General features: G+C 67.0%; 17 protein-coding genes. 9 read left to right on the plus strand and 8 right to left on the minus strand.

Going from position 1 to position 21121, the window contains the following annotated elements:
• Positions 1–294: 294 nt before the first annotated feature.
• From AC3WTC_RS04450 to AC3WTC_RS04460, 3 genes are read left to right on the plus strand one after another with little or no spacing between them, the layout of a single operon-like run.
• A complete protein-coding gene (locus AC3WTC_RS04450) occupies positions 295–861 on the plus strand; it encodes a TetR/AcrR family transcriptional regulator (protein WP_025879336.1) in 567 nt (188 codons plus the stop codon).
• Positions 861–2534 (plus strand): MFS transporter, encoded by a 1674-nt coding sequence (locus AC3WTC_RS04455; RefSeq protein ID WP_025879335.1) that lies wholly within the window; start codon positions 861–863, stop codon positions 2532–2534. Before AC3WTC_RS04450 ends, AC3WTC_RS04455 begins: the two co-directional genes overlap by 1 nt.
• A gap of 10 nt (positions 2535–2544) precedes the next feature.
• Positions 2545–3708, plus strand: coding sequence for an HlyD family secretion protein (locus AC3WTC_RS04460; RefSeq protein WP_032976052.1), 1164 nt, complete (start codon positions 2545–2547; stop codon positions 3706–3708).
• A 139-nt stretch (positions 3709–3847) separates the two neighbouring features.
• On the opposite strand, the gene AC3WTC_RS04465 is transcribed toward AC3WTC_RS04460, so the two are convergent.
• The 7 genes from AC3WTC_RS04465 to creB all read right to left on the minus strand — a co-directional run bounded on the left by AC3WTC_RS04465 (position 3848) and on the right by creB (position 11745).
• Complete coding sequence (locus tag AC3WTC_RS04465) at positions 3848–4333, minus strand: Fur family transcriptional regulator (protein WP_025879333.1); 486 nt, start codon at positions 4331–4333, stop codon at positions 3848–3850.
• Between the two features lie 34 nt (positions 4334–4367).
• A complete protein-coding gene (gene gltX, locus AC3WTC_RS04470) occupies positions 4368–5771 on the minus strand; it encodes a glutamate--tRNA ligase (RefSeq protein ID WP_033830686.1) in 1404 nt (467 codons plus the stop codon).
• 154 nt (positions 5772–5925) lie between these two features.
• Positions 5926–7482, minus strand: a complete 1557-nt coding sequence (locus AC3WTC_RS04475; RefSeq protein ID WP_051562478.1) for a M28 family metallopeptidase — start codon at positions 7480–7482, stop codon at positions 5926–5928.
• A 257-nt stretch (positions 7483–7739) separates the two neighbouring features.
• Complete coding sequence (locus tag AC3WTC_RS04480; protein WP_080149363.1) at positions 7740–8150, minus strand: hypothetical protein; 411 nt, start codon at positions 8148–8150, stop codon at positions 7740–7742.
• Between the two features lie 10 nt (positions 8151–8160).
• Positions 8161–9474 carry a cell envelope integrity protein CreD gene (gene creD, locus AC3WTC_RS04485; RefSeq protein ID WP_492710737.1) on the minus strand — a complete coding sequence of 438 codons (1314 nt, stop codon included), beginning with the start codon at positions 9472–9474 and terminating at the stop codon, positions 8161–8163.
• Positions 9475–9555: 81 nt separating this feature from the next.
• Positions 9556–11016 carry a two-component system sensor histidine kinase CreC gene (creC, locus tag AC3WTC_RS04490; RefSeq protein ID WP_025879328.1) on the minus strand — a complete coding sequence of 487 codons (1461 nt, stop codon included), beginning with the start codon at positions 11014–11016 and terminating at the stop codon, positions 9556–9558.
• A 3-nt stretch (positions 11017–11019) separates the two neighbouring features.
• A complete protein-coding gene (gene creB / locus AC3WTC_RS04495) occupies positions 11020–11745 on the minus strand; it encodes a two-component system response regulator CreB (RefSeq protein WP_154879723.1) in 726 nt (241 codons plus the stop codon).
• A 35-nt stretch (positions 11746–11780) separates the two neighbouring features.
• Here creB and AC3WTC_RS04500 point away from each other — a divergent pair, with 35 nt between their 5' ends.
• The 6 genes from AC3WTC_RS04500 (at position 11781) to AC3WTC_RS04525 (ending at position 18916) form a co-directional block, all read left to right on the plus strand.
• Positions 11781–12638, plus strand: coding sequence for a 23S rRNA (adenine(2030)-N(6))-methyltransferase RlmJ (locus AC3WTC_RS04500; protein ID WP_025879326.1), 858 nt, complete (start codon positions 11781–11783; stop codon positions 12636–12638).
• A 95-nt stretch (positions 12639–12733) separates the two neighbouring features.
• The gene (locus AC3WTC_RS04505; RefSeq protein WP_025879325.1) at positions 12734–13279 is read left to right on the plus strand and encodes a GNAT family N-acetyltransferase; all 546 of its coding nucleotides are present in this window, start codon (positions 12734–12736) and stop codon (positions 13277–13279) included.
• Positions 13280–13405: 126 nt separating this feature from the next.
• The gene (gene mfd, locus AC3WTC_RS04510; protein WP_033830682.1) at positions 13406–16870 is read left to right on the plus strand and encodes a transcription-repair coupling factor; all 3465 of its coding nucleotides are present in this window, start codon (positions 13406–13408) and stop codon (positions 16868–16870) included.
• Positions 16871–16952: 82 nt separating this feature from the next.
• Complete coding sequence (locus AC3WTC_RS04515) at positions 16953–17468, plus strand: hypothetical protein (RefSeq protein ID WP_025873765.1); 516 nt, start codon at positions 16953–16955, stop codon at positions 17466–17468.
• Positions 17469–17650: 182 nt separating this feature from the next.
• Positions 17651–18256: an HD-GYP domain-containing protein gene (locus tag AC3WTC_RS04520; RefSeq protein ID WP_025873766.1), complete on the plus strand. Its 606-nt coding sequence runs from the start codon at positions 17651–17653 to the stop codon at positions 18254–18256.
• Positions 18257–18355: 99 nt separating this feature from the next.
• Positions 18356–18916, plus strand: coding sequence for a hypothetical protein (locus AC3WTC_RS04525; RefSeq protein WP_025873767.1), 561 nt, complete (start codon positions 18356–18358; stop codon positions 18914–18916).
• A gap of 81 nt (positions 18917–18997) precedes the next feature.
• Here AC3WTC_RS04525 and AC3WTC_RS04530 read toward each other — a convergent pair whose 3' ends face one another.
• Positions 18998–21088 carry a M13 family metallopeptidase gene (locus AC3WTC_RS04530; protein WP_492710742.1) on the minus strand — a complete coding sequence of 697 codons (2091 nt, stop codon included), beginning with the start codon at positions 21086–21088 and terminating at the stop codon, positions 18998–19000.
• Between the last annotated feature and the right edge of the window lie 33 nt (positions 21089–21121).

Here is a 21121-nt window from a genome sequence, read left to right on the forward strand (position 1 = left end):
CACGCATGGCGTGGATCTACTGAAGTGCATCCACGCATGGCGTGGATCTACTGACGTGCATCCACGCATGGCGTGGATCTACTGACGTGCATCCACGCGTGGTGTGGATCTACTGACTTTGACGGCGGCATGCTGTCGTTCTCTCCCGGGGGGCCAGGTTGGCCCCCCGTCTTTTTTGATGACCTCGATCGACCCTCACGCATCCGTCACAAAGATGTGCGTACGACAACAAGCGGACAATCCCGTCGCCATTCGTCTCTCGCCATCCGGACATTTGTGTCCGAAAATGAAGCCATGACCACCCAACGTGCCGATGCCGCTGCCCGCCGAGCCCTCATCCTCGATGCTGCCGACCATGTGTTCGGCCAACACGGCGTCACCGCGCCGCTGGACCTGGTGGTCGAGCGTGCCGAAGTCGGCCGCGCCACCCTGTATCGGAATTTCCCTGACCGCACCGCGCTGATCCAGGCGCTGCTGCAGCGCACGGTCGACCGCATCCGCCGCCAGGTCGAGCAGCTTGGCGACCGCGACGACGCCCTGTTCGAGGTGTTCGAAGGCATGGCCCAGCGCATCGTCGATTCGCCGGCACTGGCCGATTACTGGCGCGCGGTCGATTCGGACGTGCCAGCCATGCGCACCGCACGCGAGACCGTGCGCGACCTGCTGGAAGCCCCCATCGCCCGCGCCAAGGCCGCTGGCCTGTGCCGGCCCGACCTGGAGAAGACGGATATTTCACTGATCTCGGGCATGCTGGGCGCGGCCCTGCGCGGCAAGACCCGCGATGAGCGCGCCCAGCTGGCCGGGCGTGCCCTGCAGCTGCTGCGCGGGGGACTCCAGGGAGCAGCCAGCGGGGAACGCTGATGGTGCAGCCGTACCTCAAGCCGGTTCCGGATTGGGAGGAGCACGAGAAGCCGACCATGCCTGGTTCGGCGTCGATGCCCTGGCACCCGCCTTATCGGCGTGCAGCCTATGCACTGGTGTCGCTGCTGGTGGCCATCACCGGTGGCCTCGGCAATGCGCTGGTAACGGCCAACCTGCCCTTCCTGCAGGGGCAACTGGCGCTCACCCCCACCCAGGGCAGCTGGCTGGTGGCTGCCTACGCCATGGTCAACGTGACCGCCAACCTGCTGGCCTTCAAGTTCCGACAGCAATACGGCATCCGCCTGTTTGCCGAGATCGGCCTGGGGCTGTACGCGGCGCTGGCGGTGCTGCACCTGTTCGTCGGCAGTTTCGAGACCACCATGCTGACCCGCGCCGCCAGCGGTTTCGCCGGCGCGGCCTGTTCGACGCTGGGGACGCTGTACATGCTGCAGGCGCTGCCGCGGCGATTCACCGGCAACCTGCTGGTGATCGGCGTCGGCCTGTCGCAGCTGGCGGTACCGATTGCCTGGATCGTCTCACCCGGCCTGGTCGATACCGGCCAATGGCACCAGCTGTATTCGTTCGAAGCGGGGCTGGCGCTGTGCGCGTTTGCCGCCGTGGTCGTGCTGAAGCTGCCGCCGGGCATCCAGGTCAAGGCCTTCGAACCGCTGGATTTCCTCACCTTCGCCCTGCTCGCGCCTGCCGTCGCCCTGCTGGTGGTGGTGCTGGCCCAGGGCTACACGCGCTGGTGGTTGAACACACCGTGGCTGGGCTGGGCGCTGATCGCCTCCATCGTGCTGACCACCACCGCACTGATCATCGAACACTACCGGCGCAACCCGCTGCTGCAGATCCGTTGGCTGTCGACCCTGCCGGTGATGCACTTCATCGTCGGCGCCTTCCTGATCCGCTTCCTGACCACTGAACAGTCCTACGGCGTGGTCAACCTGATGCGCACGCTGGGCATGGGACCGGACCAGATGCGGCCGCTGTTCGTGGTGATCCTGGCCGGCGTGGTCACCGGCATCGCCGGTGCGTCACTGACCTTCGGCCCGAAGCGCCTGATCGCGCAGCTGCTGATGGCGATCCTGCTGCTGGGTGCCGCCGCGTTCTTCGACCAGCACCGCACCAGCCTGGATCGCCCGCACGACTTCTACATCAGCCAGTTCCTGGCGTCGGTGGGCGCCGGCATGTTCATGGGCCCGCTGATCATGCTCGGCATTTCCGCCGCGTTGAAACAGGGCGTGGACCACATGATCACCTTCCTGGTGACATTGTCGATCACGCAGACGCTGGGCGGACTGGCCGGCTCGGCCGTGCTGGGAACATTCCAGCTGCATCGAGAGCAGCTGTATTCCAGCGCGCTGACCAGCCAGCTCGATCCAGCCGACCCGGTGGTGGCACAGCGCCTGCGCATACAGCAGCAGCTGTACGCAGCGCAGATCACCGACCCGGTGCTGCGCAGTGCCCAGGGCAGCGCGCAGCTGGCACAGACCACCCGCCGCGAAGCCAACGTGCGTGGCTTCAACGATGTGTTCACCCTGAGCGGCTGGCTGGCAATCGGTTTCCTGTGCTGGTTGCTGCTGCTGTCGCTGCGTACCGCCGTACGCAAACAATGGCGCAAGCGCCATCCTTCCTCCCCCGCTGCGGCTGCGACCGCGGCACCGCGCTGAGTCCACCGTCATGCCTCCCGTCCCGCCCCGTCCAGACGACACCGACGCTGCCGAGAACGTCACCCCGCCGCCGCCCACCGATGCGGCACCGGCGGCGACGCCTGCCGCGCCCGCCGCCGCGCCGAAGTACCTCAAGCCGAGTTCGCGCAGCGTGGTGGTGATGGTGGTGGTGGCCCTGCTGGGCATCGCGCTGATCCTGCGCGCCTGGCACCTGTGGCCGTTCACCAGCACCGTGATGGTGACCGACAACGCCTACGTGCGCGGTCAGATCACGGTGATGGCGCCGCAGGTGAACGGCTATGTGACCGACGTGCTGGTGAAGGACTTCCAGCACGTGAAGCAGGGCGAGCCGCTGCTGCGCATCGACGACCGCATCTACGCGCAGCGGGTGGCGCAGGCGCAGGCCACGTTGGACAGCGCGCGCGCGGCCCTGGCCAATTCGGACCAGTCGCAGGCGCAGAACCGCGCGCAGATTGCTGCGGCGCGGGCCACGCTGTCGGCCGGCCAGGCCGAGCTGCAGCGCTCCCGCAACGAGGCCAAGCGCTACGAGGAACTGGCGGCGCAGCAGCTGGTGTCGATCAACGACCGCGACAAGTTCCGCACCAGCCAGGCCTCGGCGCAGGCCAGCGTGCAGCAGTCGCAGGCGCAGATCCGCATCGCCGAAGAAACCCTGGTCTCGACCCAGGTCTCGCGCAAGAGCCTGGAAGCGCAGGTGGAAAGCGCGCAGGCACAGCTTGAGCTGGCCCGCATCGACCTGGCCAATACGGTGATCCATGCGCCGCGCGATGGGCAGATCAGCGAAGCCAGCGTGCGCGTGGGACAGTACGTAGCCGCCGGTTCGCAGCTGCTGTTCCTGGTGCCCGACGCATTGTGGGTGGTGGCCAACTACAAGGAAGGCCAGACCTGGCAGATGAAGATCGGGCAGCCCGCCTCGTTCTCGGTGGATGCGTTCCAGGGCCAGGTGCTGCGCGGACGCGTGGAGCAGATCGCGCCGGCCACCGGATCGGAGTTCAGCGTGCTGCGCCCGGACAATGCCAGCGGCAATTTCACCAAGGTGGTGCAGCGGCTGCCGGTGCGTATCTCGATCAACGGGGACCAGGAGCTCGCGGCGCGGTTGCGGCCGGGCATGTCGGTGATCGTGCGGGTGGATACGGCGACCAAGCCGATGGACTAGGGCGCCGGCCCGGTGGAGTCGAGCCATGCTCCATGCTCGGCTGCATTGTTATGAAATGGGGTCAGATCCCTTTGCCAGTGGCAAAGGGATCTGACCCCAAACCCGAGGAAGCCGACCAGCGGCCGGCACTACCCTCGCATCAGCCTGCGCAGCGGGCGCAGAGTCCGTGTACTTCCAATGTCTGAGCCTGCGGTTGGAAGCCGAGCTCCTTGGCCCGCTTTTCGAGCTGGGTCACGATCTCACGGTCTTCCAGTTCCACCGCGCTGTGGCAGCTGTTGCAGATCAGGAACGGCACCGAATGGGCCGCACTGCTGGGGTGGTGGCAGGCCACGAAGGCATTGACCGATTCCAGCTTGTGCACGAAGCCATTGGCCATGAGGAAGTCGAGCGCGCGGTACACGGTGGGCGGGGCGTCAGCGCCCACACCCTTGCCGTTGCGCACCCACTCCAGCAGCTCGTAGGCCTTGACCGGCTTGCCGGCCTCGGCGATCAGCTTGAGCACGTTGGCGCGGATGGGGGTAAGGCGCAGCCCGCGCTCGCGCGAGACACGCTCGACCACCGCCACGAAATCCGAAGCGTCGTGGACATGGTGGTGCGGGGCCGTACAGGCGGTTTTGGCGGACATGCGCGTTCTCCAGTTCGGGCGTGGGCCGCAGGGCTCAGGCCGTTGCTACCTTGGTGATGGCCACATCGATGCGTTTCAAGGCCTGCTCGCGGCCGGCCAGGTACACGGTATGGGAAATGTCAGGGCTGACCTGGGTGCCGGTGATGGCCACGCGCAGCGGCTGGGCGACCTTGCCCATGCCCATTTCCAGCGCGGCGGCTGCATCGTGCAGGGCCACGCCAACGGCCTCGGCGGTCCACTCCGGCAGGGCCGCCAGCAGCTCGCGGGCCTTGCCCAGCGGCAGTTCCGCACCGGCCTTGAAGTGCTTGGCCACGGCCGCTTCATCGTATTCGTTCAGCGGCTGGTACCAGACCACGGCCTTCTCGGCCATTTCCTTCAGGGTCTGCACGCGCTCGCGCAGGGCGATCACCACGTCCACCGGCGCCGGGCCAGCGGCCACATCCAGGCCCAGCTTCTGCAGCTGATAGACCAGGTGCGGCACGATCGCGGCCGGCTCCTCGGTCTTCAGGAAGTGCTGGTTGACCCAGCCCAGCTTGGCCATGTCCAGGCGCGAGGCCTTGGAATTGCAGTCCTTCACATCGAACAGGTCGATCAGTTCCTGGCGGCTGAACAGTTCCTGGTCACCGTGCGACCAGCCCAGCCGGGCCAGGTAGCTCAGCAGCGCATCAGGCAGGTAGCCGGCGTCCTTGTACTGCATCACGTCGGCCGCGCCGGTGCGCTTGGACAGCTTGGCGCCCTGCTCGTCCAGGATCATCGGCATGTGGCCGAACTTCGGCACCGGTGCGCCGATGCCTTCGTACAGGTTGATCTGGCGCGGGGTGTTGTTGATGTGGTCGTCGCCACGGATGACTTCGGAGATCTTCATGTCCCAGTCGTCCACCACCACCGCGAAGTTGTAGGTGGGGTAGCCGTCCGGACGGAAGATGACCATGTCATCCAGCTCGCTGTTGGCGATCTCGATCCGGCCCTTGATCAGATCATCGAACACCACCGTGCCTTCAAGCGGGTTCTTGAAGCGGATGACGCGGTTCGGGTCGTCCCTGTACGGCAGGCCCTGCTCGCGGGCAGCGCCGTTGTAGCGCGGCTTTTCCTGCCTGGCCATCGCGGCCTCGCGCATGGCGTCCAGCTCTTCGCGGGTTTCGTAGGCGTAGTACGCCTTGCCGTCGGCGATCAGCTGCTCGGCCACTTCCTTGTACCGGGCGACGCGCTCGGTCTGGTAGAACGGGCCTTCGTCGTAGTCCAGGCCCAGCCACTCCATCGCCTCCAGGATCGCATCGATCGCACCCTGGGTGCTGCGTTCACGGTCGGTGTCCTCGATGCGCAGCACGAACTCGCCGCCACGATGGCGGGCCTCCAGCCAGCAGTACAGCGCGGTGCGGGCGCCACCGATATGCAGGTAGCCGGTGGGACTGGGGGCGAAGCGGGTGCGGCAGGTCATGGAGGGCTCGAGGAACGGGTATCCCCCGATTTTACCAGCCCTCCGCCCCCTGCGGAAAAAGGGGACGGAGGGGGGCAAGTCACTATTGCCGCGCTCCCGGGAGAACGCCGATGCAGCGGAGGGGAAACACGACTTGATCCCCTCCGTCCCTTCTTCAGGGCTCGGGCTTGCGCGGGAACGGCTGCTCGCGCATGGCAGCGTGGTAGGCGAAGGAGGCGACGATGGCGGCGGCCTGCTTCAGGTCTTCCGGTTCGGCGTGGTCCCAGGTGTCCAGGTGGCTGTGGTGGACGTTGCTGAAATAGTCCAGCTTGTCCTGGATGAACTGGAAGCCCGGCAGGCCGATGCGGTCGAAGCTGATGTGGTCGGTGCTGCCGGTGTTGCGGGTGGCCACGGTGGTTGCACCCACGTCATGGAACGGGGCGAGCCAGGCTTCGAAGATCGGCATCGCCGCCAGGTTTTCCTGTGCGTAGATGCCACGGAAGCGGCCCGAGCCGTTGTCCATGTTGAAGTAGACCTGGAACTTGCCGTAGTCGCGGGTCTTCTGCAGGGCACCGGTCGGTTCACGCAGCGAGGCCGGCAGCGCCTTCTGCGCCGGGTCGGTAGGCTCGGGGAATCGACCGAAGTGCTTGGCCACGTACGCCTGCGAACCGATCAGTCCCTGTTCCTCGCCACTCCACAGCGCAACCCGGATGGTGCGCTTGGGCTTGGCGCCGCTGGCCTTGAGAATGCGCATGGCCTCCATCATCACCGCCACGCCGGCGGCGTTGTCGGCCGCGCCGGTGCCGCTGTGCCAGGAATCCAGGTGCGCGCCGATCATCACCACCTCGTCCGGCCTGCTGCTGCCACGGATCTCGGCCAGGGTGTTGTAGCCGGGCTGGTCGGCCTCGTCGGTGAAGCGTGCGGCTACATCCACGCGCAGGCGCACGCTCTGCTTGGCTTCCAGCGCGCGTACCAGCGGATTGAAGTGCTCGGCGATCATCGCCAGTTCGGGAATGCCGACCGCTTCACCGGCCTTGCGCGAGCCGCCACCGGCCACGCGGATGATGCCGTTGTCCCAGCTGCTGATGCTGATCGAGGCCAGCGCGCCTTCTTCAACGAAGAATGCGTTGACCTTCGCCGCCAGCGCCTGCTTCTCCTGGTATTCCTTGACCCGCTTGGCGCGGTCGGCGGCCACGTCCTTGTCCTTGGGCAGGGTGAATTCCTGCAGGCCTTCCAGCGAGGTGGCGTCGTGCCGGTGCGAATCGGCGTCGGTGCCGCGCTTGTATTCGCGTGCCTCGCCCAGCAGCAGGATCTTTCCACGCAGCTTGCCGCGATATTTCTCGATGTCCTCGGGCTTCTTGATGTCCACCTGCAGCAGGTCGCCCTCGACCGGGCCATTGGTGCCCGGCGTCCACGCCTTGGGCAGCGCATGCAGTGGCTGCACGCGATCGCCCAGCATCTCGACGCTGGCCGAGGTGAATTCCCAGCCACGGCCGAATTCGTCGAAGGCTTCGTCATGGACATTGTCCAGCTTCCATTCGCTGAACTTGCCGCGGGTCCAGGCGTTGGCACGCCCCATCGCCGGCGAATTGGTCAGGCGCGGCCCGATGCGTTCGGTGAGGTAGCTGAAGGTATCCATCACCTGCGACTTGTGGAACGCCTGCTGGCGGATCTTGCCGACCATGTCCAGGTCCACCGGCTCGCGCTGCTGCGCCACCGCATTGCCACCCATCGCCAGCGCTACTGCCAGCACGCCCCACTTCAGCCCGCTCCACGTCAACACGCCGCACCCCTGCCCTTCGGCTCGATCATCATCCGCTCGAGTCTAGCCAGCCGCGGCGCCCGGCCCCCGTCCCATCGGTCATGGGCATCTGGTAGATCCACGCCATGCGTGGATGGCGCCTTCCCACCGAAGAGCGGTGCGGACCAAGGTCCGCACCCACCAGAGGCCCCGTAGATCCAGGCCACGCGTGGATGGGCCTTCCGCTGTCACCCCTTCCACCCCAGCCACAGCTGCGCGCGTTCGGGCAACAGCAGCAGCCAGTGCCGCTGGTCGATGCTGCTGCAACCAAACACCGCCGCATGTTCCGGCCAGTCTGCTGGCAGCCCATCGATGCCGATCTCCGACAATGCCCCCGCCCCGGCCTTCCATGGCCGGTAACGGGGCACCTTGCCGGCGAGCGCGCCGCGTCCGTGCCGCGCCTCCCGCAACCAGTCCAGCCCGCGCCGCTGCAATCCTTCGCAGGTGACGGCGGCCAGCTGGAAGCGGACCAGGCCGGGCGCGATCCGTGCCCCCGGCAAGGCCGCCAGTACCCCATGGGCCTGCAGCAGTGCATCCACCTCCAACAGCGCGGGAATGCCCTGTCGTGCCCGTTGCTGCAATCCTTGGCGCCAGCCCATGGCGTGCTCCTTACTTCTGTTCGGCCAGGGCGTACCAGTCAACCCGACGGGTCACCCACATCGCCAGCGCGAGGATCACGAACAGCAGCAGCGAGCCCATCAGCAGTGCATTGTTTTCCGAGACCAGCAGCCCATACAGCGCGCCGTACAGCACCGTCAGCATCGCGGCGAAGCCCAGGCCCCGCTTCCAGTGACCCAGCACATTGGCCAGGTACACCGCCTGCAGGCTGATGCAGGCCAGCGCGGAAACCAGGTAGGCCTGCCAGAAGGCGATGTGCTCGGACAGGCTGATCAGCAGCAGGAAGAAGATCGCCAGCGCCAGGCCGACCATCAGGTACTGCAGCGGGTGGATGCGCAGCGACTTGATCAGTTCGAACAGGATGAAACCAACGAAGGTCAGCACCACGAACAGCACGCCGTACTTGGACGCGCGGTCGGCCTGGGTATAGGTATCGACCGGGTCGACCAGCGAAACCTGCACCGCCTGCGCATCCAGGTCATCGCCCTCGCGCAGTCGCTGCTGTGCGTCCGATGCCAGCGAGGACACGGCCCAGCGTGCATCGAAGCCCTGCGCATCCACACGCCGCTCGTTCGGCAGGAACGCACCGGCAAACGACGGGTGCGGCCAGCTGGACCGCAGCGCGATCTGGTTGTCATCGCCCACCGGCACCACCGACAGCGAGCGGCTGCCATCGAGCTGCAGTTCCAGTTCCACGCTGCTGGTCGCCAGGGTGCCTCCGGTGCGGGCGATGCCGGCGATCGGTGCATGCAGCCCACGGCCCAGTGCGGATGCGCCGGCCACGCCCGGCAGCAGCTTGACCTGCTGCCCATCAACCCGCAGGTTCGGCGTACCAACCAGGCCACGGGCATCGGACACGCCCAGCGCGATGTAGGCCTCGCCATAGGTCATGCCATCGTGCTCCGGGTAGTCGTCCTCGCTGAAGGTCGCCTTGAGCTGGCCATTCCAGCTGTACACCGGCACCTTGAACAGGCCGACCGAGCGCTGGCTGGGCAGCAGCTCGCCACTGATCTGCAGGGTGGCCGGCGGCTGCAACCAGTAACCCTGGGTGGTCTGCAGCTCGGTCTTCTTGTTGCCCTGCGCATCGACCACTTCCACCTGCTCGCGCTTGGACCACGGCACCACGCGCACCGGCCCGACCACGCGCTGGGTACCGGCACGGCTTTCGGCCACCCGCGAGTAGGCCTCTTCGCGATAGGCGCTGCGCTCGGTGATGACGCTGCGGATCAGGAACAGCGGGATCAGCAGCAGCAGGATCAGGCCGCCGACAATGGCGAACCGCAGCAGCATCTTCAGGGATTTCATCGTCCGTCCTCGTTGGAGAGGACTGCAGGATGGACGGCTGCGGTGAGCAGGGTTTGTGGCGAATTTGAAGTGGGTGTGAAGTCAGCGCCGCAGACGTTGGCCCGGTATCGCCAGCGGCAGCCACAGGCTGGCCACGGTGCCGCCGCCTTCGCGCGGCTGCAGGCTGGCGCGGCCGTCATGCAGGCGCACCACTTCCTGCACGAAGGGCAGGCCGAGGCCGGAACTGCGGCGGCCGGTGCCGGGTCGGGCCAGCGAATAGAAGCGCTCGAACACGCGCTCGCGTGCGTAGTCGGGAATGCCCGCGCCACGGTCGGCAACCTGCAGGCGTACGCCCTGCCCGTCCAGTTGGGCATCCAGTTGCACCTGTGCCCCGGGCGGCGAGAACGCAATGGCGTTGTCGATCAGGTTGTGCAGCGCTTGCCGCAGCAGATAGCCATCGCCCTGCACGCGCAGGTCGGGCACCTGCTCGATATGCAGCTGGACACCTGCGGCCTGCGCGCGTACCTGCGCCGCCGCCGCGGCTTCCTGCAGCAGCACCGGCAAGGCGATCGGATCACGGGTCTGCAACCAGCCGTGCTGCTCGACCTCGGCCAGCGCCAGCAGCTTGTCGATGGTTTCGGTCAGCCGTTCCTGCTGGTCGACGATGCTGCGTGCGAAATGCGCACGGTCGGCGTCGGCCATCGGCTCCTGCAGCAGTTCGGCGGCACCGCGGATCGCCGCCAACGGGCTTTTCATCTCGTGGGTCAGCGATTGCACGTACTGCTCGACGTACGCTTTGCCTTCCAGCTTGCGCCGCATGGTCTCCAGCGCCTGGCCAAGATCGCCGATCTCGTCGCTGCGCCGCTTCGGCGGCGGCACCGGTTCACCGGCGCTGACCGCGCGCGCATAGCGGCTGAGCTGGCCCAGGCCGTTGGTCAGCCACATCGTCACCAGCACGCCCACCAGCGCCGACAGACCGATCAGCCACGCACCGCGCTCGATGATGGCGCGCTGGCTGGCGGCGATGAACGGATCGATGCTGCGGTTGGGCTGGGCCAGGCTGAGCACGCCGATCAGCGTGCTGCCATCGGCCGGGTCGTACACCGGCGCGGCCACGTGCATCACCGTGTTGCTGTCATCGCCCGGCGTTTCCGGGCTGGAGCGCGCACCGTATTCGCCGCGCAGGGTGCGGTAGACATCGTTCCAGCGCGAATTGTCGCGGCCCACGTCGCGGCCCAGCGAATCGTAGATCACGATGCCCTTGGCGTCGGTGATCGTCACCCGGTAGTCCAGCGCACGCTTGGGGAAGCGCCAGACCATCGCCTTCAGGTCGCGCTGCCGGGCCTTGGCCAGGTTGCGGGTGAAGGTGCCGTTGCGGATGGTGCCGGCCTTGACGTCGGCGGCGGCCATTTCCGCCAGCACGTTGGCCGCATCCACCAGGGTCGATTCCATCGCCTGGCGCACGCCCGGCTTCACTTCGTTGACGAACACGCGCATCACGAAGAACGCGGCGATGCCAACGATCAGGAAGAAGCCCAGGAACAGTTTCAGGACCAGACGCACGCGTCAGACCTCCAGGGCGTAGCCGAGGCCGCGATGGGTGCGGATCGGTTCACCGCTGGCGCCGGCCGCACGCAGCTTGGCGCGCAGTGTCTTGACGTGGGTGTCGACGGTGCGGTCGGCGCTGTCGGCGGCGCTGTCCCAGCCACGGTCCATCAACTGGGCACGGCTGAGGATCGCGCCGGGGCGCTGCAGCAGCGCCTCCAGCAACGCATATTCGTAGCGGGTCAGGTCCAGCGCATGGCCCTGGAAGCGGATGCGGCGGCCATCGCGATCGATGGCGAAGGCACCGTGTTCCTGCCAGCCGCTCTCGACGGACGGCGCCACCGCAGCGGGCGTGGCACGCCGCAGCCGGGCACGCACCCGCGCCACCAGCTCGCGCGGCGAGAACGGCTTGGCCATGTAGTCGTCCGCCCCCAGCTCCAGGCCCAGTACGCGGTCGAGTTCGTCGTTGCGGGCGGTCAGGAAGATCACCGGCACCTGCGCCACCGGCCCCGGCAGGGCCCGCAGCCGGCGGCAGACCTCGAAACCACTGAGGTCCGGCAGGCCGACATCCAGCACCACCAGGTCGATATCGCCGGCCTGCAGCTGCTGCAGCGCCTGCCCGCCCAGCAGGCAATGGCTGGCGGCGTAGCCTTCGCTGCGCAGCGCATAGAGCACGGTTTCGGCGATGGCCGCTTCGTCTTCGACCACCAGGACATGGGTAACAGGGGCTGTCATGGCGCGCAGCATAGCCGCTGCGGCCCTTGCCCCGTACACTGCCGCCCATGAACTATCGCCACGCCTTCCACGCCGGCAACCACGCCGATGTCCTCAAGCACATCGTGCAGCTGGCCCTGATCGACAGCTTCAAGCGCAAGGACAGCCCGTTCTTCGTGCTCGACACCCACGGCGGTGCCGGCCGTTACCTGCTGGCCAGCGAAGAAAGCCGCAAGACCCTGGAAGTCGAATCCGGGGTCATGCGGCTGATGGCCCAGCCCAAGCTGCCGGAGGTGGTCGAGCGCTACCTCAAGGCGGTGCAGGCCGACAATCCGGTCGGCGCGATGATCGCCTACCCCGGCTCGCCGCTGCTCAGCGCGCAGGCCATGCGCCCGCAGGACCGCATGGCGGTGTGCGAGCTGCAGGAGGATGAGGCCGCTTCGCTGAAGACCCTGTTCGCCCATGACAGCCGCGTCGGCGTGCACCCCGGTGACGGCTATGCGCTGCTGCGCTCGCTGCTGCCGCCCAAGTCCAACGGTGCCAAGATCGGCCGCGGTCTGGTCCTGATCGACCCGCCCTACGAAGCCCAGGACGCCGAGTACCAGGCGATCCTTGCCGCGCTGGCCGAGACCTTGGCGCGCTGGCCGCAGGCCACCTGTGCGGTCTGGTTCCCGATCAAGCAGCGCCGCACCATCCTGCATTTCCTGCGCAAGGCCACCGCACTGCCGGTGAAGTCGGCGATGACCATCGAGTTCCTGGTCCGCCCGGACGACTCCCCGCTGCGCCTCAACGGCAGCGGCATGCTGGTGCTCAATGCCCCCTGGCAGTTCGACCGCGTGGTCGGCCCGGCCCTGCCGGCCCTGCGCCAGCATCTGGGCGAGCCCGGTGCCAGCACCCGCCTGGACTGGCTGAAGACGGCCGAATAGGGGCCTTCACGAGGCTGTACGACCGTGAGCCTTTCGTTCACGGAATGCAGCCCCGGTGATGACACAATCGATGGACCACCAAGGAATCACCCGGTATGGCCACTCGCAACCGCATGCCGCCCTGGCATGAGATCTTCAAGGCTCCCAGCGGCCACGAGCTGCTGATCCGCCCCATCCGCCCCGAAGATGGCGCGCCGCTGCAGGCCGCCTTCAGCCTGTTCGGGCCGGAAGAAATCCGCGACCGTTTCCTGCAATCGGTGACCGAGCTGTCACCGGAAACCACCCAGCGCCTGACCCATCCCAACCCGAAGACCGAGATCACCCTGGTCGCCGCCGAGTCGCTGCCGGCCGGTGAGGCCGTGGTCGGCGCGGTGGCCCGTGCCTCGATCATCCCCGGTACCCGCGAAGCCGAGTACGCGATCCTGATCAGCCGCTTCCTGATCGGCCAGGGCCTGGGCCGCCAGCTGATGCGCAAGCTGGTGAAATGGGGCCGCGGCAAGTACCTGGATCGCCTGTATGGCGATGTCGCCGCCGAGAACGAGCCGATGAAGCAGCTGGCCGCCTCGCTGGGCTTCAAGCCGGTCCCCCATCCGAACGGGGCCGAAGGCCTGGTGCGGATGGTGCTGGAACTGGACAACTGACGGCAGCGCCGGGCCCTGCCCGGCGATGTTGATCCGGCCGCTGCGCTCGCCGGGCATGGCCCGGCGCTGCCCCGGTCACGTAACGATCATGGGCCAGGCGGGGGCTTCTGCTAAAATCCGCGGTTCATGTCGCGTACTCAATACCCCGCCCCGCCGCTGCCACGTGCCGGCCAGCTTCGCGCCTGGTGGCGCGCCCCCGCCTCGCCCACTGCCCTGGCCTGGTATCTGGCCCAGGCAGCGCGCACGCATGACGCACCGCTGCTGGTGGTGGCCCGTGACAACCACGGTGCCAACCAGATCGAAGCGGATCTGCATACCCTGCTGGGAGGCGACCCGAGCCTGCCGGTGGTGGCGTTCCCGGACTGGGAGACGCTGCCCTACGATCGCTTCAGCCCGCACCCGGACATCATTTCGCAGCGCCTGTCGGCCCTGCACCGCCTGCCCACGCTGAAGCGCGGCCTGGTGGTGGTGCCGGTGCAGACCCTGCTGCAGCAGCTGGCTCCCCGCAGCTATGTCATCGGCGGCAGCTTCAATCTTGAAGTCGGCCAGCGCCTGGACCTGGAAGCGGAGAAGCGTCGCCTGGAAAGCGCCGGCTACCGCAACGTGCCGCAGGTGATGGACCCGGGTGATTTCGCCGTGCGTGGCGGCCTGCTTGACGTCTACCCGATGGGCGCCGACGAGCCGCTGCGGGTGGAACTGCTGGACGAGGACATCGATTCGATCCGTGCGTTCGATCCGGAAAGCCAGCGCTCGCTGGACAAGGTCGAGGCGGTGCACATGCTGCCCGGCCGCGAAGTACCGATGGACGACGCCAGCATCGCCCGGGTGCTGGCGACCCTGCGCGAGCGCTTCGACGTCGATACCCGACGCAGCTCGCTGTACCAGGACCTGAAATCGGGCCTGGCCCCGGCCGGCATCGAGTACTACCTGCCGCTGTTCTTCGAGCGCACCGCCACCCTGTTCGACTACCTGCCTGCCGGCAGCCTGCCGGTCGTCTGCGTGGGCGCCGCTGAAGCGGCAGAGACGTTCTGGACGCAGACCGGCGAGCGCTACGAGCAACGCCGCCATGACGTTGAACGGCCGCTGCTGCCACCGTCGGCGCTGTACCTGTCGCCGGACCTGCTGCGCGAGCGTTTGAACGACGCACCGCGCATCGAGGTTTGGGCCGCCGATCACGCCCGCATCGCCGAGGCGCATGCGCTGGGCGACCAGCCGTTGCCGCCGCTGCCGGTGGCCGCGCGCGAAGCACCGGCCGGTGACGCGCTGAAATCCTTCCTTGGCCATTACCCTGGCCGGGTGCTGATCGCCGCCGATTCGCCGGGCCGTCGCGAGGCCCTGCTGGAAGTGCTGCAGGCCGCCGAGCTGAAGCCACCGGTGGTGGCCGACCTGCTGTCCTTCCTGGCCAGCGACGAACGCTTCGCCATTGCCGTGGCGCCGCTGGAAGACGGCTTCGCCCTGGATGCGCCGCACATCGCGGTGCTGACCGAACGCCAGCTGTTCCCCGAGCGCGCCGGCAGCACCCGTCGCACGCGCCGCGCCGGACGAGAGCCGGAAGCAATCATCCGCGATCTGGGCGAACTGACCGAAGGCGCGCCGATTGTGCACGAGGACCATGGCGTCGGCCGCTACCGCGGACTGATCGCGATGGACGTCGGCGGCATGCCCGGCGAGTTCCTCGAAATCGAGTACGCCAAGGGCGACCGCCTGTACGTGCCGGTCGCACAGCTGCACCTGATCAGCCGCTATTCCGGCGCCTCCGCCGAAACCGCGCCACTGCATTCACTGGGTGGCGAGCAGTGGAGCAAGGCCAAGCGCAAGGCCGCCGAGAAGGTGCGCGATGTGGCCGCCGAACTGCTGGAGATCCAGGCCCGCCGCCAGGCGCGTGCCGGACTGGCACTGCAGGTGGACCGCGCGATGTACGAGCCGTTCGCCGCCGGTTTCCCGTTCGAGGAAACCCCGGACCAGCTGGCCGCCATCGACGCCACCCTGCGTGACCTGGCCAGCAGCCAGCCGATGGACCGCGTGGTCTGCGGCGACGTGGGCTTCGGCAAGACCGAAGTTGCCGTGCGTGCCGCATTTGCTGCCGCCAGCGCTGGCAAGCAGGTGGCGGTGCTGGTGCCGACCACGCTGCTGGCCGAACAGCATTACCGCAATTTCCGCGACCGCTTCGCCGACTATCCGATGAAGGTCGAGGTGCTGTCGCGCTTCAAGAGCACCAAGGAGATCAAGGCCGAGCTGGAAAAGGTCGCCGCCGGCACCATCGACGTCATCGTCGGTACCCATCGCCTGCTGCAGCCGGACGTGAAGTTCAAGGACCTGGGCATGGTCGTCGTCGACGAGGAGCAGCGCTTCGGCGTGCGCCAGAAGGAGGCGCTGAAGGCACTGCGCGCCAACGTGCACCTGCTGACCCTGACCGCTACGCCGATTCCGCGTACGCTGAACATGGCCATGGCCGGCCTGCGCGACCTGTCGATCATCGCCACCCCGCCGCCGAACCGGCTGGCGGTGCAGACCTTCATCACCCAGTGGGACAACGCGCTGCTGCGCGAAGCCTTCCAGCGCGAGCTGGCACGCGGTGGCCAGCTGTATTTCCTGCACAACGACGTGGAAAGCATCGGCCGCATGCAGCGCGAGCTGTCCGAGCTGGTGCCCGAAGCGCGCATCGGCATCGCCCATGGGCAGATGCCCGAGCGCGAGCTGGAAAAGGTGATGCTGGACTTCCAGAAGCAGCGCTTCAACGTGCTGCTGTCGACCACGATCATCGAATCGGGCATCGACATCCCCAACGCCAACACCATCATCATCAACCGTGCCGACCGCTTCGGCCTGGCCCAGCTGCACCAGCTGCGTGGCCGCGTCGGTCGATCGCACCACCGCGCCTATGCCTACCTGGTCGTGCCCGACCGTCGTTCGATCACGCCGGATGCGGAAAAGCGCCTGGAAGCGATCGCCTCGATGGACGAACTGGGCGCCGGCTTCACCCTGGCCACCCACGATCTGGAAATCCGCGGCGCCGGCGAACTGCTGGGCGAGGACCAGAGCGGGCAGATGGCCGAAGTGGGCTTCAGCCTGTACACCGAGCTGCTGGAACGCGCAGTGCGCAGCATCAAGCAGGGCCATCTGCCCGACATCGATGCCGGCGAAGAAGCGCGGGGCGCCGAGGTCGAGCTGCACGTGCCGGCGCTGATTCCGGACGACTACCTGCCGGACGTGCACACCCGCCTGACGCTGTACAAGCGCATTTCCAGCGCGCGCGACAGCGATGCGCTGCGCGAACTGCAGGTGGAGATGATCGACCGCTTCGGCCTGCTGCCGGATGCGGCCAAGAACCTGTTCGCCATTGCCGAGCTGAAGCTGCAGGCCAGCTCGCTGGGCATCCGCAAGCTGGACCTGGGCGAGAACGGTGGCCGCATCGTGTTCGAATCCAAGCCGAACATCGATCCGATGGCGGTGATCCAGCTGATCCAGAAACAACCGAACCTCTATGCCATGGACGGTCCGGACAAGCTGCGCGTCAAGCATCCGCTGCCGCTGCCCGAAGACCGCTTCAATGCCGCGCGGGCACTGCTGTTGACCCTGGCCCTGCGCTGATCGATCTGCAGGGTGCCGGTCCGCCGCGGGCGGCAGACCGGCACTCTTTCCGTTTCCTGCGCCCGCGACAAGGAGTGTTGCCGTGAATCGTTTCGCCCCCCTTCTGCTCGCCACCAGCCTGGGCCTGCTTGCGGCCTGCCACAGCGGCATGAGCAACCGCGATTACCTGCATGAGAATGTCGCCAGCTGGAACGGCACGGTCAGCATGGTCGAGCAATGGACCAACGGCCCGAACGGCGAGTCCTTCCATGCGTCGCTGCAGGACGGCAAGAGCATGCAGCAGCATCGCTTCGGCCTGAAGAACGCGCACAAGGAAATCGCCGACCGGCTGGTCTTCGTCCAGCAGTTCACCCATGGCAAGGACGCCGACGCACTGCACCAGAACCTGCTCGATTCCCTGAAGAGCACCGAACACATGTTCGCCGTGATGGAACAGCTGGCCGCCCTGCCCGATGGCTACAGCGAAGAACAGGTCACCCCGCTGCTGCAGACGCTGGACGAGGCCGTGACCAGAATGGACGAAGACATGCAGACCCTGAGCGACGCGCAGGACGCCTTCGCCAAAGCCCATCGCATCCACCTGCAGACCACCGGCTGATCCGCGCAGCCCCGGTTGCGATGCGGCCGGGGCCAAATGCTGCATGCGACTGAACGCACAGCCCCACGCGGGACCGTCGATGCCCCCCGCGTGACACCGATGCGGGTACCCTATGCGCCGCCCCGGCCCGCTCTCGCGGGCCTTTCCGTTTTCTGCGCAGCTTCGCCGCGCCGCCAGTTCCGATGCCCCAGCCCAGACCTCCCGACCTCCTGCACGCGCAGGCCTGCCTGATCGACGCCCTGTCGATGTCGCTGCAGATGCGTGATGCCTATACCCGCCACCACTGTGACCGCGTGGGCCTTCTTGCGCAGCATCTTGCCCTGCACTGCGACCTGGATGAGGACGCCTGTGCGCAGGTCGGCCTGGCCGCGCGCTTCCACGACATCGGCAAGATCGGCATCCCCGACGAGGTCCTGCTGAGCCCGCGCCGGCACAGCGACGAAGAGCGCGCGATCATGCGCGAGCACCCGGTGCGCGGCGAGCACATTTTCCTGGCCACCGGCCGCAGTGATGCCGCGCCCGTCGCGCGACTGATCCGTGCCCATCATGAAGCGTTCGATGGCAGCGGCTATCCCGATGGCCTGCACGGCGAGGCCATTCCGCTCGGCGCCCGCATCGTCACCATTGCCGATGCCTACGATGCAATGACCAGCGTGCGCCCTTACCGCGCGGCGATGGAGCACGAGACGGTGCTGCGGATCCTCGATGAGCAGGCCGGTGGCCTGATCGATCCCTACGTGCTGCAGCGTTTCCACGGCATGCTCAGGAACGAGCCGGCGCTGGCCTGAGCCTTCACCGGCTGGACGGCGCCTCGCTTGCGCAGCCGCGGCGATCCCCGCAAGCTGAGGGTCGGCCGCAGACGGCCCTGCTTACGAGGAGCATCACCCATGAAAGGAAACACCCGTATCGCCGCACCGCTGGGCCTGTTGCTGTTGGCCCTGGCGCCATTCGCGCAGGCCCAGCAGGATGGCACCGCACCAGCCGCCGCATGCCTGTCGCGCAACCAGGTCACCGCTGGCACCTCACCTGCCACCCTGATGAATGCCCTGCCCCGCTGCGTGCAGGATGGACGCATGCAGGACGCCATCGATCTCTACAACATCGCCGGCGTGTTCGCCCATTTCGATCGCCAGCGCGTCGCAGACGAGACGGGACACGGTGCCTACAACGCGCTGAAGGCGATGGCCGGTTCGGCCATGGGCGAGGAGAATCTCGGTCGCTTCGACAGCGCATTGAAGGCGCAGCTGAGCCCCGACAAGGCGCCAGCCTACGTCGCTGGCATCTGCACCTTCAGCAAGCGCATGGGGCCGCCCTCGTACACCCCGACCTACATGCTGGCCCATGGCATGTCCAATTTCACCGGCAAGGGCGGTGGCCTGGTGCCAGGCTTCGACCCGGCCAGCGCATGGCAGGCCACATTGTCTCAGTACCTGAAATGCCCGGGCTGATCTGCCGCCTGTTCTAGCCGACTGCAACGAGAAGGCCCGGCATTCGCCGGGCCTTCTGCTTCACGCGTTACCGGCGACCGCTTACCAGATCACCACGCGCTTGTCGTCGGCGCGCACCATCGCATCACCGGCCTTGCACTGGAACGCGGCGGCATAGGACGGCATGTTCGACGGCGCGCCGTTGGCACGGAAGTTCGCCGGTGCATGCGGATCGGTATTCAGGCGCACGCGCAGCTCACCGTCGGTGAAGTTGCGACGCCACACGGTGGCCCAGTTCATGAAGAAGCGCTGGTCCTGGCTGTGACCGTCCACCTCGACGTTCGCCTTCGGGTTCTCCTTCAGCGCCATCTGCAGGGCATCGTAGGCCACGGTCAGGCCACCCAGATCACCGATGTTCTCGCCCAGGGTCAGCTTGCCCTTCACGAACACGCCCGGCACCGATTCATAGCCGTCGAACTGTGCGACCAGCCGGTCGGTGCGTTCGGTGAAGGCCTCGCGGTCGCTGTCGGTCCACCAGTTGTCGAAGTTGCCGTTGGCGGCGAACTGGCTGCCCGAGTCGTCGTAGCCGTGCATCATCTCGTGGCCGATGACCGCACCGATGCCACCGTAGTTCAGCGCCGGATCGGCCTTGGCATCGAAGAACGGTGCCTGCAGGATCGCCGCCGGGAACACGATCTCGTTCTTGGTGGCGTTGTAGTAGGCATTGACGGTCTGCGGGGTCATGCCCCACTCGGTCTTGTCCACCGGCTTGCCGATCTTGTCCAGCATGTAGCGGTAGTTGAACGCACGCGCTGCCTGCATGTTGCCCAGGTAGCTGTCACCGTTGGTCTGCAGGCCCGTCCACTCACGCCACTTGTCCGGGTAACCGATCTTCGGGGTGAAGCTGGCCCACTTTTCCAGTGCCTTCTTCCTGGTTTCCTCGCCCATCCACGGCAGCTGCTCCAAGCGCGCCTTCAGCGCCACCGACAGGTTCTGCACCAGGTGCTGCATGGCCTCCTTCGATTCGGCCGGGAACACCGCGTCCACGTACAGCTGGCCGAGGGCTTCGCCCATGCCGCCGTTCACCGACTCCAGCACGCGCTTCCAGCGCGGCTGCATTTCCTGCTGGCCGCGCAGGGTCTTGCCGTAGAACTCGAAGTTGGCCTTCTCGAACTGGCTGCTCAGGTACGGCGAGGCGTCGTCGATGGTGTGGAAGCGCAGGTAGGACTGCCAGGTGGCGGCCGGCACGTCGGCCAGCATCTTGTCCATTTCGCTGAAGAAGCCCGGCTGGGCCAGCGAGAACTTCTGTGCAGCCGGTACCTTCAGGGTGTCAAACAGCGCGGTCCAGCTGAAGTTCGGGGTCAGCTTGTCCGCGTCGGCGGCGCTGAGCGGGTTGTAGCGCTTGGCCGGGTCACGCATTTCGATGCGCGACATCGAGGCCTTGGCCAGGCGGGTCTCGAACGCCATCACCGCCTTGGCCTGTTCGGCAGCCTGCGCCGCGTCAACGCCGGACAGCGTCAGCACCTGCGCGATGTAGGCCACGTAGGCGTCGCGGATCTTGGCCTGCGCGTCGTCGAAGTAATAGCCCTTCTCCGGCAGGCCCAGGCCGCCCTGGCCGACGTAGGCAATGACGTTGGCCGAATCCTTGTAATCGGCATTGGCGAACAGCGAGAACAGCACGCCCTGGCCCTGCGCCTGGCTGTCGCGCAGGTACTGGGTGATGGCGGCGGTGTCGTTCAGCGCAGTGATCTTGTCCAGCGTCGGCTGCAGCGGCGCCAGGCCGGCGGCCTCGATCTTCGCTTCGTCGTTGCCGGTCTTCCAGATGTCACCGATCTTGGCTTCCACCGAGCCGGCCTTGGCCTTGCTGGCGGCGGCCTGCTGCACCAGCGCGTGCTGCACTTCCAGCGAGCGCTCGCGCAGGATCTCGAAGCTGCCCCAGGTGGTCTGGTCGCCCGGCACCGGGTTGGCCTTCAGCCACTTGCTGTTGACGAAGCCGTTGAGGTCGGTACACGCGGCGATGGATGGATCCAGATCGGCGCTGTTGAGGCTGATCAGCGCGGTCTTGATCTGCGACTGGTCGAACGCCGGCTTGGCGGCGTCGGCAGCGGGCGCGGTCTCGTTCTTGCCACAGGCGGCGAGCGAAGCGGCGATGGCGATGGTCAGGCCCAGCGGGACCAGATTGCGGACATTCATGGCGTGTCTCCAACGGCGAATCGTCCAGCGTAG

The sequence above is a fragment of the Stenotrophomonas sp. FW305-C-20-S1 genome (assembly GCF_058783335.1).

What these genes read in the sequence shown, in the direction of transcription:
- AC3WTC_RS04520 (WP_025873766.1), top strand. Translation starts at nt 17,651, where the DNA reads ATGCCCCAGCCCAGACCTCCCGACCTCCTGCACGCGCAGGCCTGCCTG.
- creD (WP_492710737.1), bottom strand. Translation starts at nt 9,474, where the DNA reads ATGAAATCCCTGAAGATGCTGCTGCGGTTCGCCATTGTCGGCGGCCTG.
- AC3WTC_RS04530 (WP_492710742.1), bottom strand. Translation starts at nt 21,088, where the DNA reads ATGAATGTCCGCAATCTGGTCCCGCTGGGCCTGACCATCGCCATCGCC.
- AC3WTC_RS04525 (WP_025873767.1), top strand. Translation starts at nt 18,356, where the DNA reads ATGAAAGGAAACACCCGTATCGCCGCACCGCTGGGCCTGTTGCTGTTG.
- AC3WTC_RS04465 (WP_025879333.1), bottom strand. Translation starts at nt 4,333, where the DNA reads ATGTCCGCCAAAACCGCCTGTACGGCCCCGCACCACCATGTCCACGAC.
- creB (WP_154879723.1), bottom strand. Translation starts at nt 11,745, where the DNA reads ATGCTGCGCGCCATGACAGCCCCTGTTACCCATGTCCTGGTGGTCGAA.
- AC3WTC_RS04480 (WP_080149363.1), bottom strand. Translation starts at nt 8,150, where the DNA reads ATGGGCTGGCGCCAAGGATTGCAGCAACGGGCACGACAGGGCATTCCC.
- AC3WTC_RS04475 (WP_051562478.1), bottom strand. Translation starts at nt 7,482, where the DNA reads ATGGGTGGCAATGCGGTGGCGCAGCAGCGCGAGCCGGTGGACCTGGAC.
- AC3WTC_RS04460 (WP_032976052.1), top strand. Translation starts at nt 2,545, where the DNA reads ATGCCTCCCGTCCCGCCCCGTCCAGACGACACCGACGCTGCCGAGAAC.
- AC3WTC_RS04455 (WP_025879335.1), top strand. Translation starts at nt 861, where the DNA reads ATGGTGCAGCCGTACCTCAAGCCGGTTCCGGATTGGGAGGAGCACGAG.
- AC3WTC_RS04450 (WP_025879336.1), top strand. Translation starts at nt 295, where the DNA reads ATGACCACCCAACGTGCCGATGCCGCTGCCCGCCGAGCCCTCATCCTC.
- gltX (WP_033830686.1), bottom strand. Translation starts at nt 5,771, where the DNA reads ATGACCTGCCGCACCCGCTTCGCCCCCAGTCCCACCGGCTACCTGCAT.
- AC3WTC_RS04500 (WP_025879326.1), top strand. Translation starts at nt 11,781, where the DNA reads ATGAACTATCGCCACGCCTTCCACGCCGGCAACCACGCCGATGTCCTC.
- mfd (WP_033830682.1), top strand. Translation starts at nt 13,406, where the DNA reads ATGTCGCGTACTCAATACCCCGCCCCGCCGCTGCCACGTGCCGGCCAG.
- AC3WTC_RS04505 (WP_025879325.1), top strand. Translation starts at nt 12,734, where the DNA reads ATGGCCACTCGCAACCGCATGCCGCCCTGGCATGAGATCTTCAAGGCT.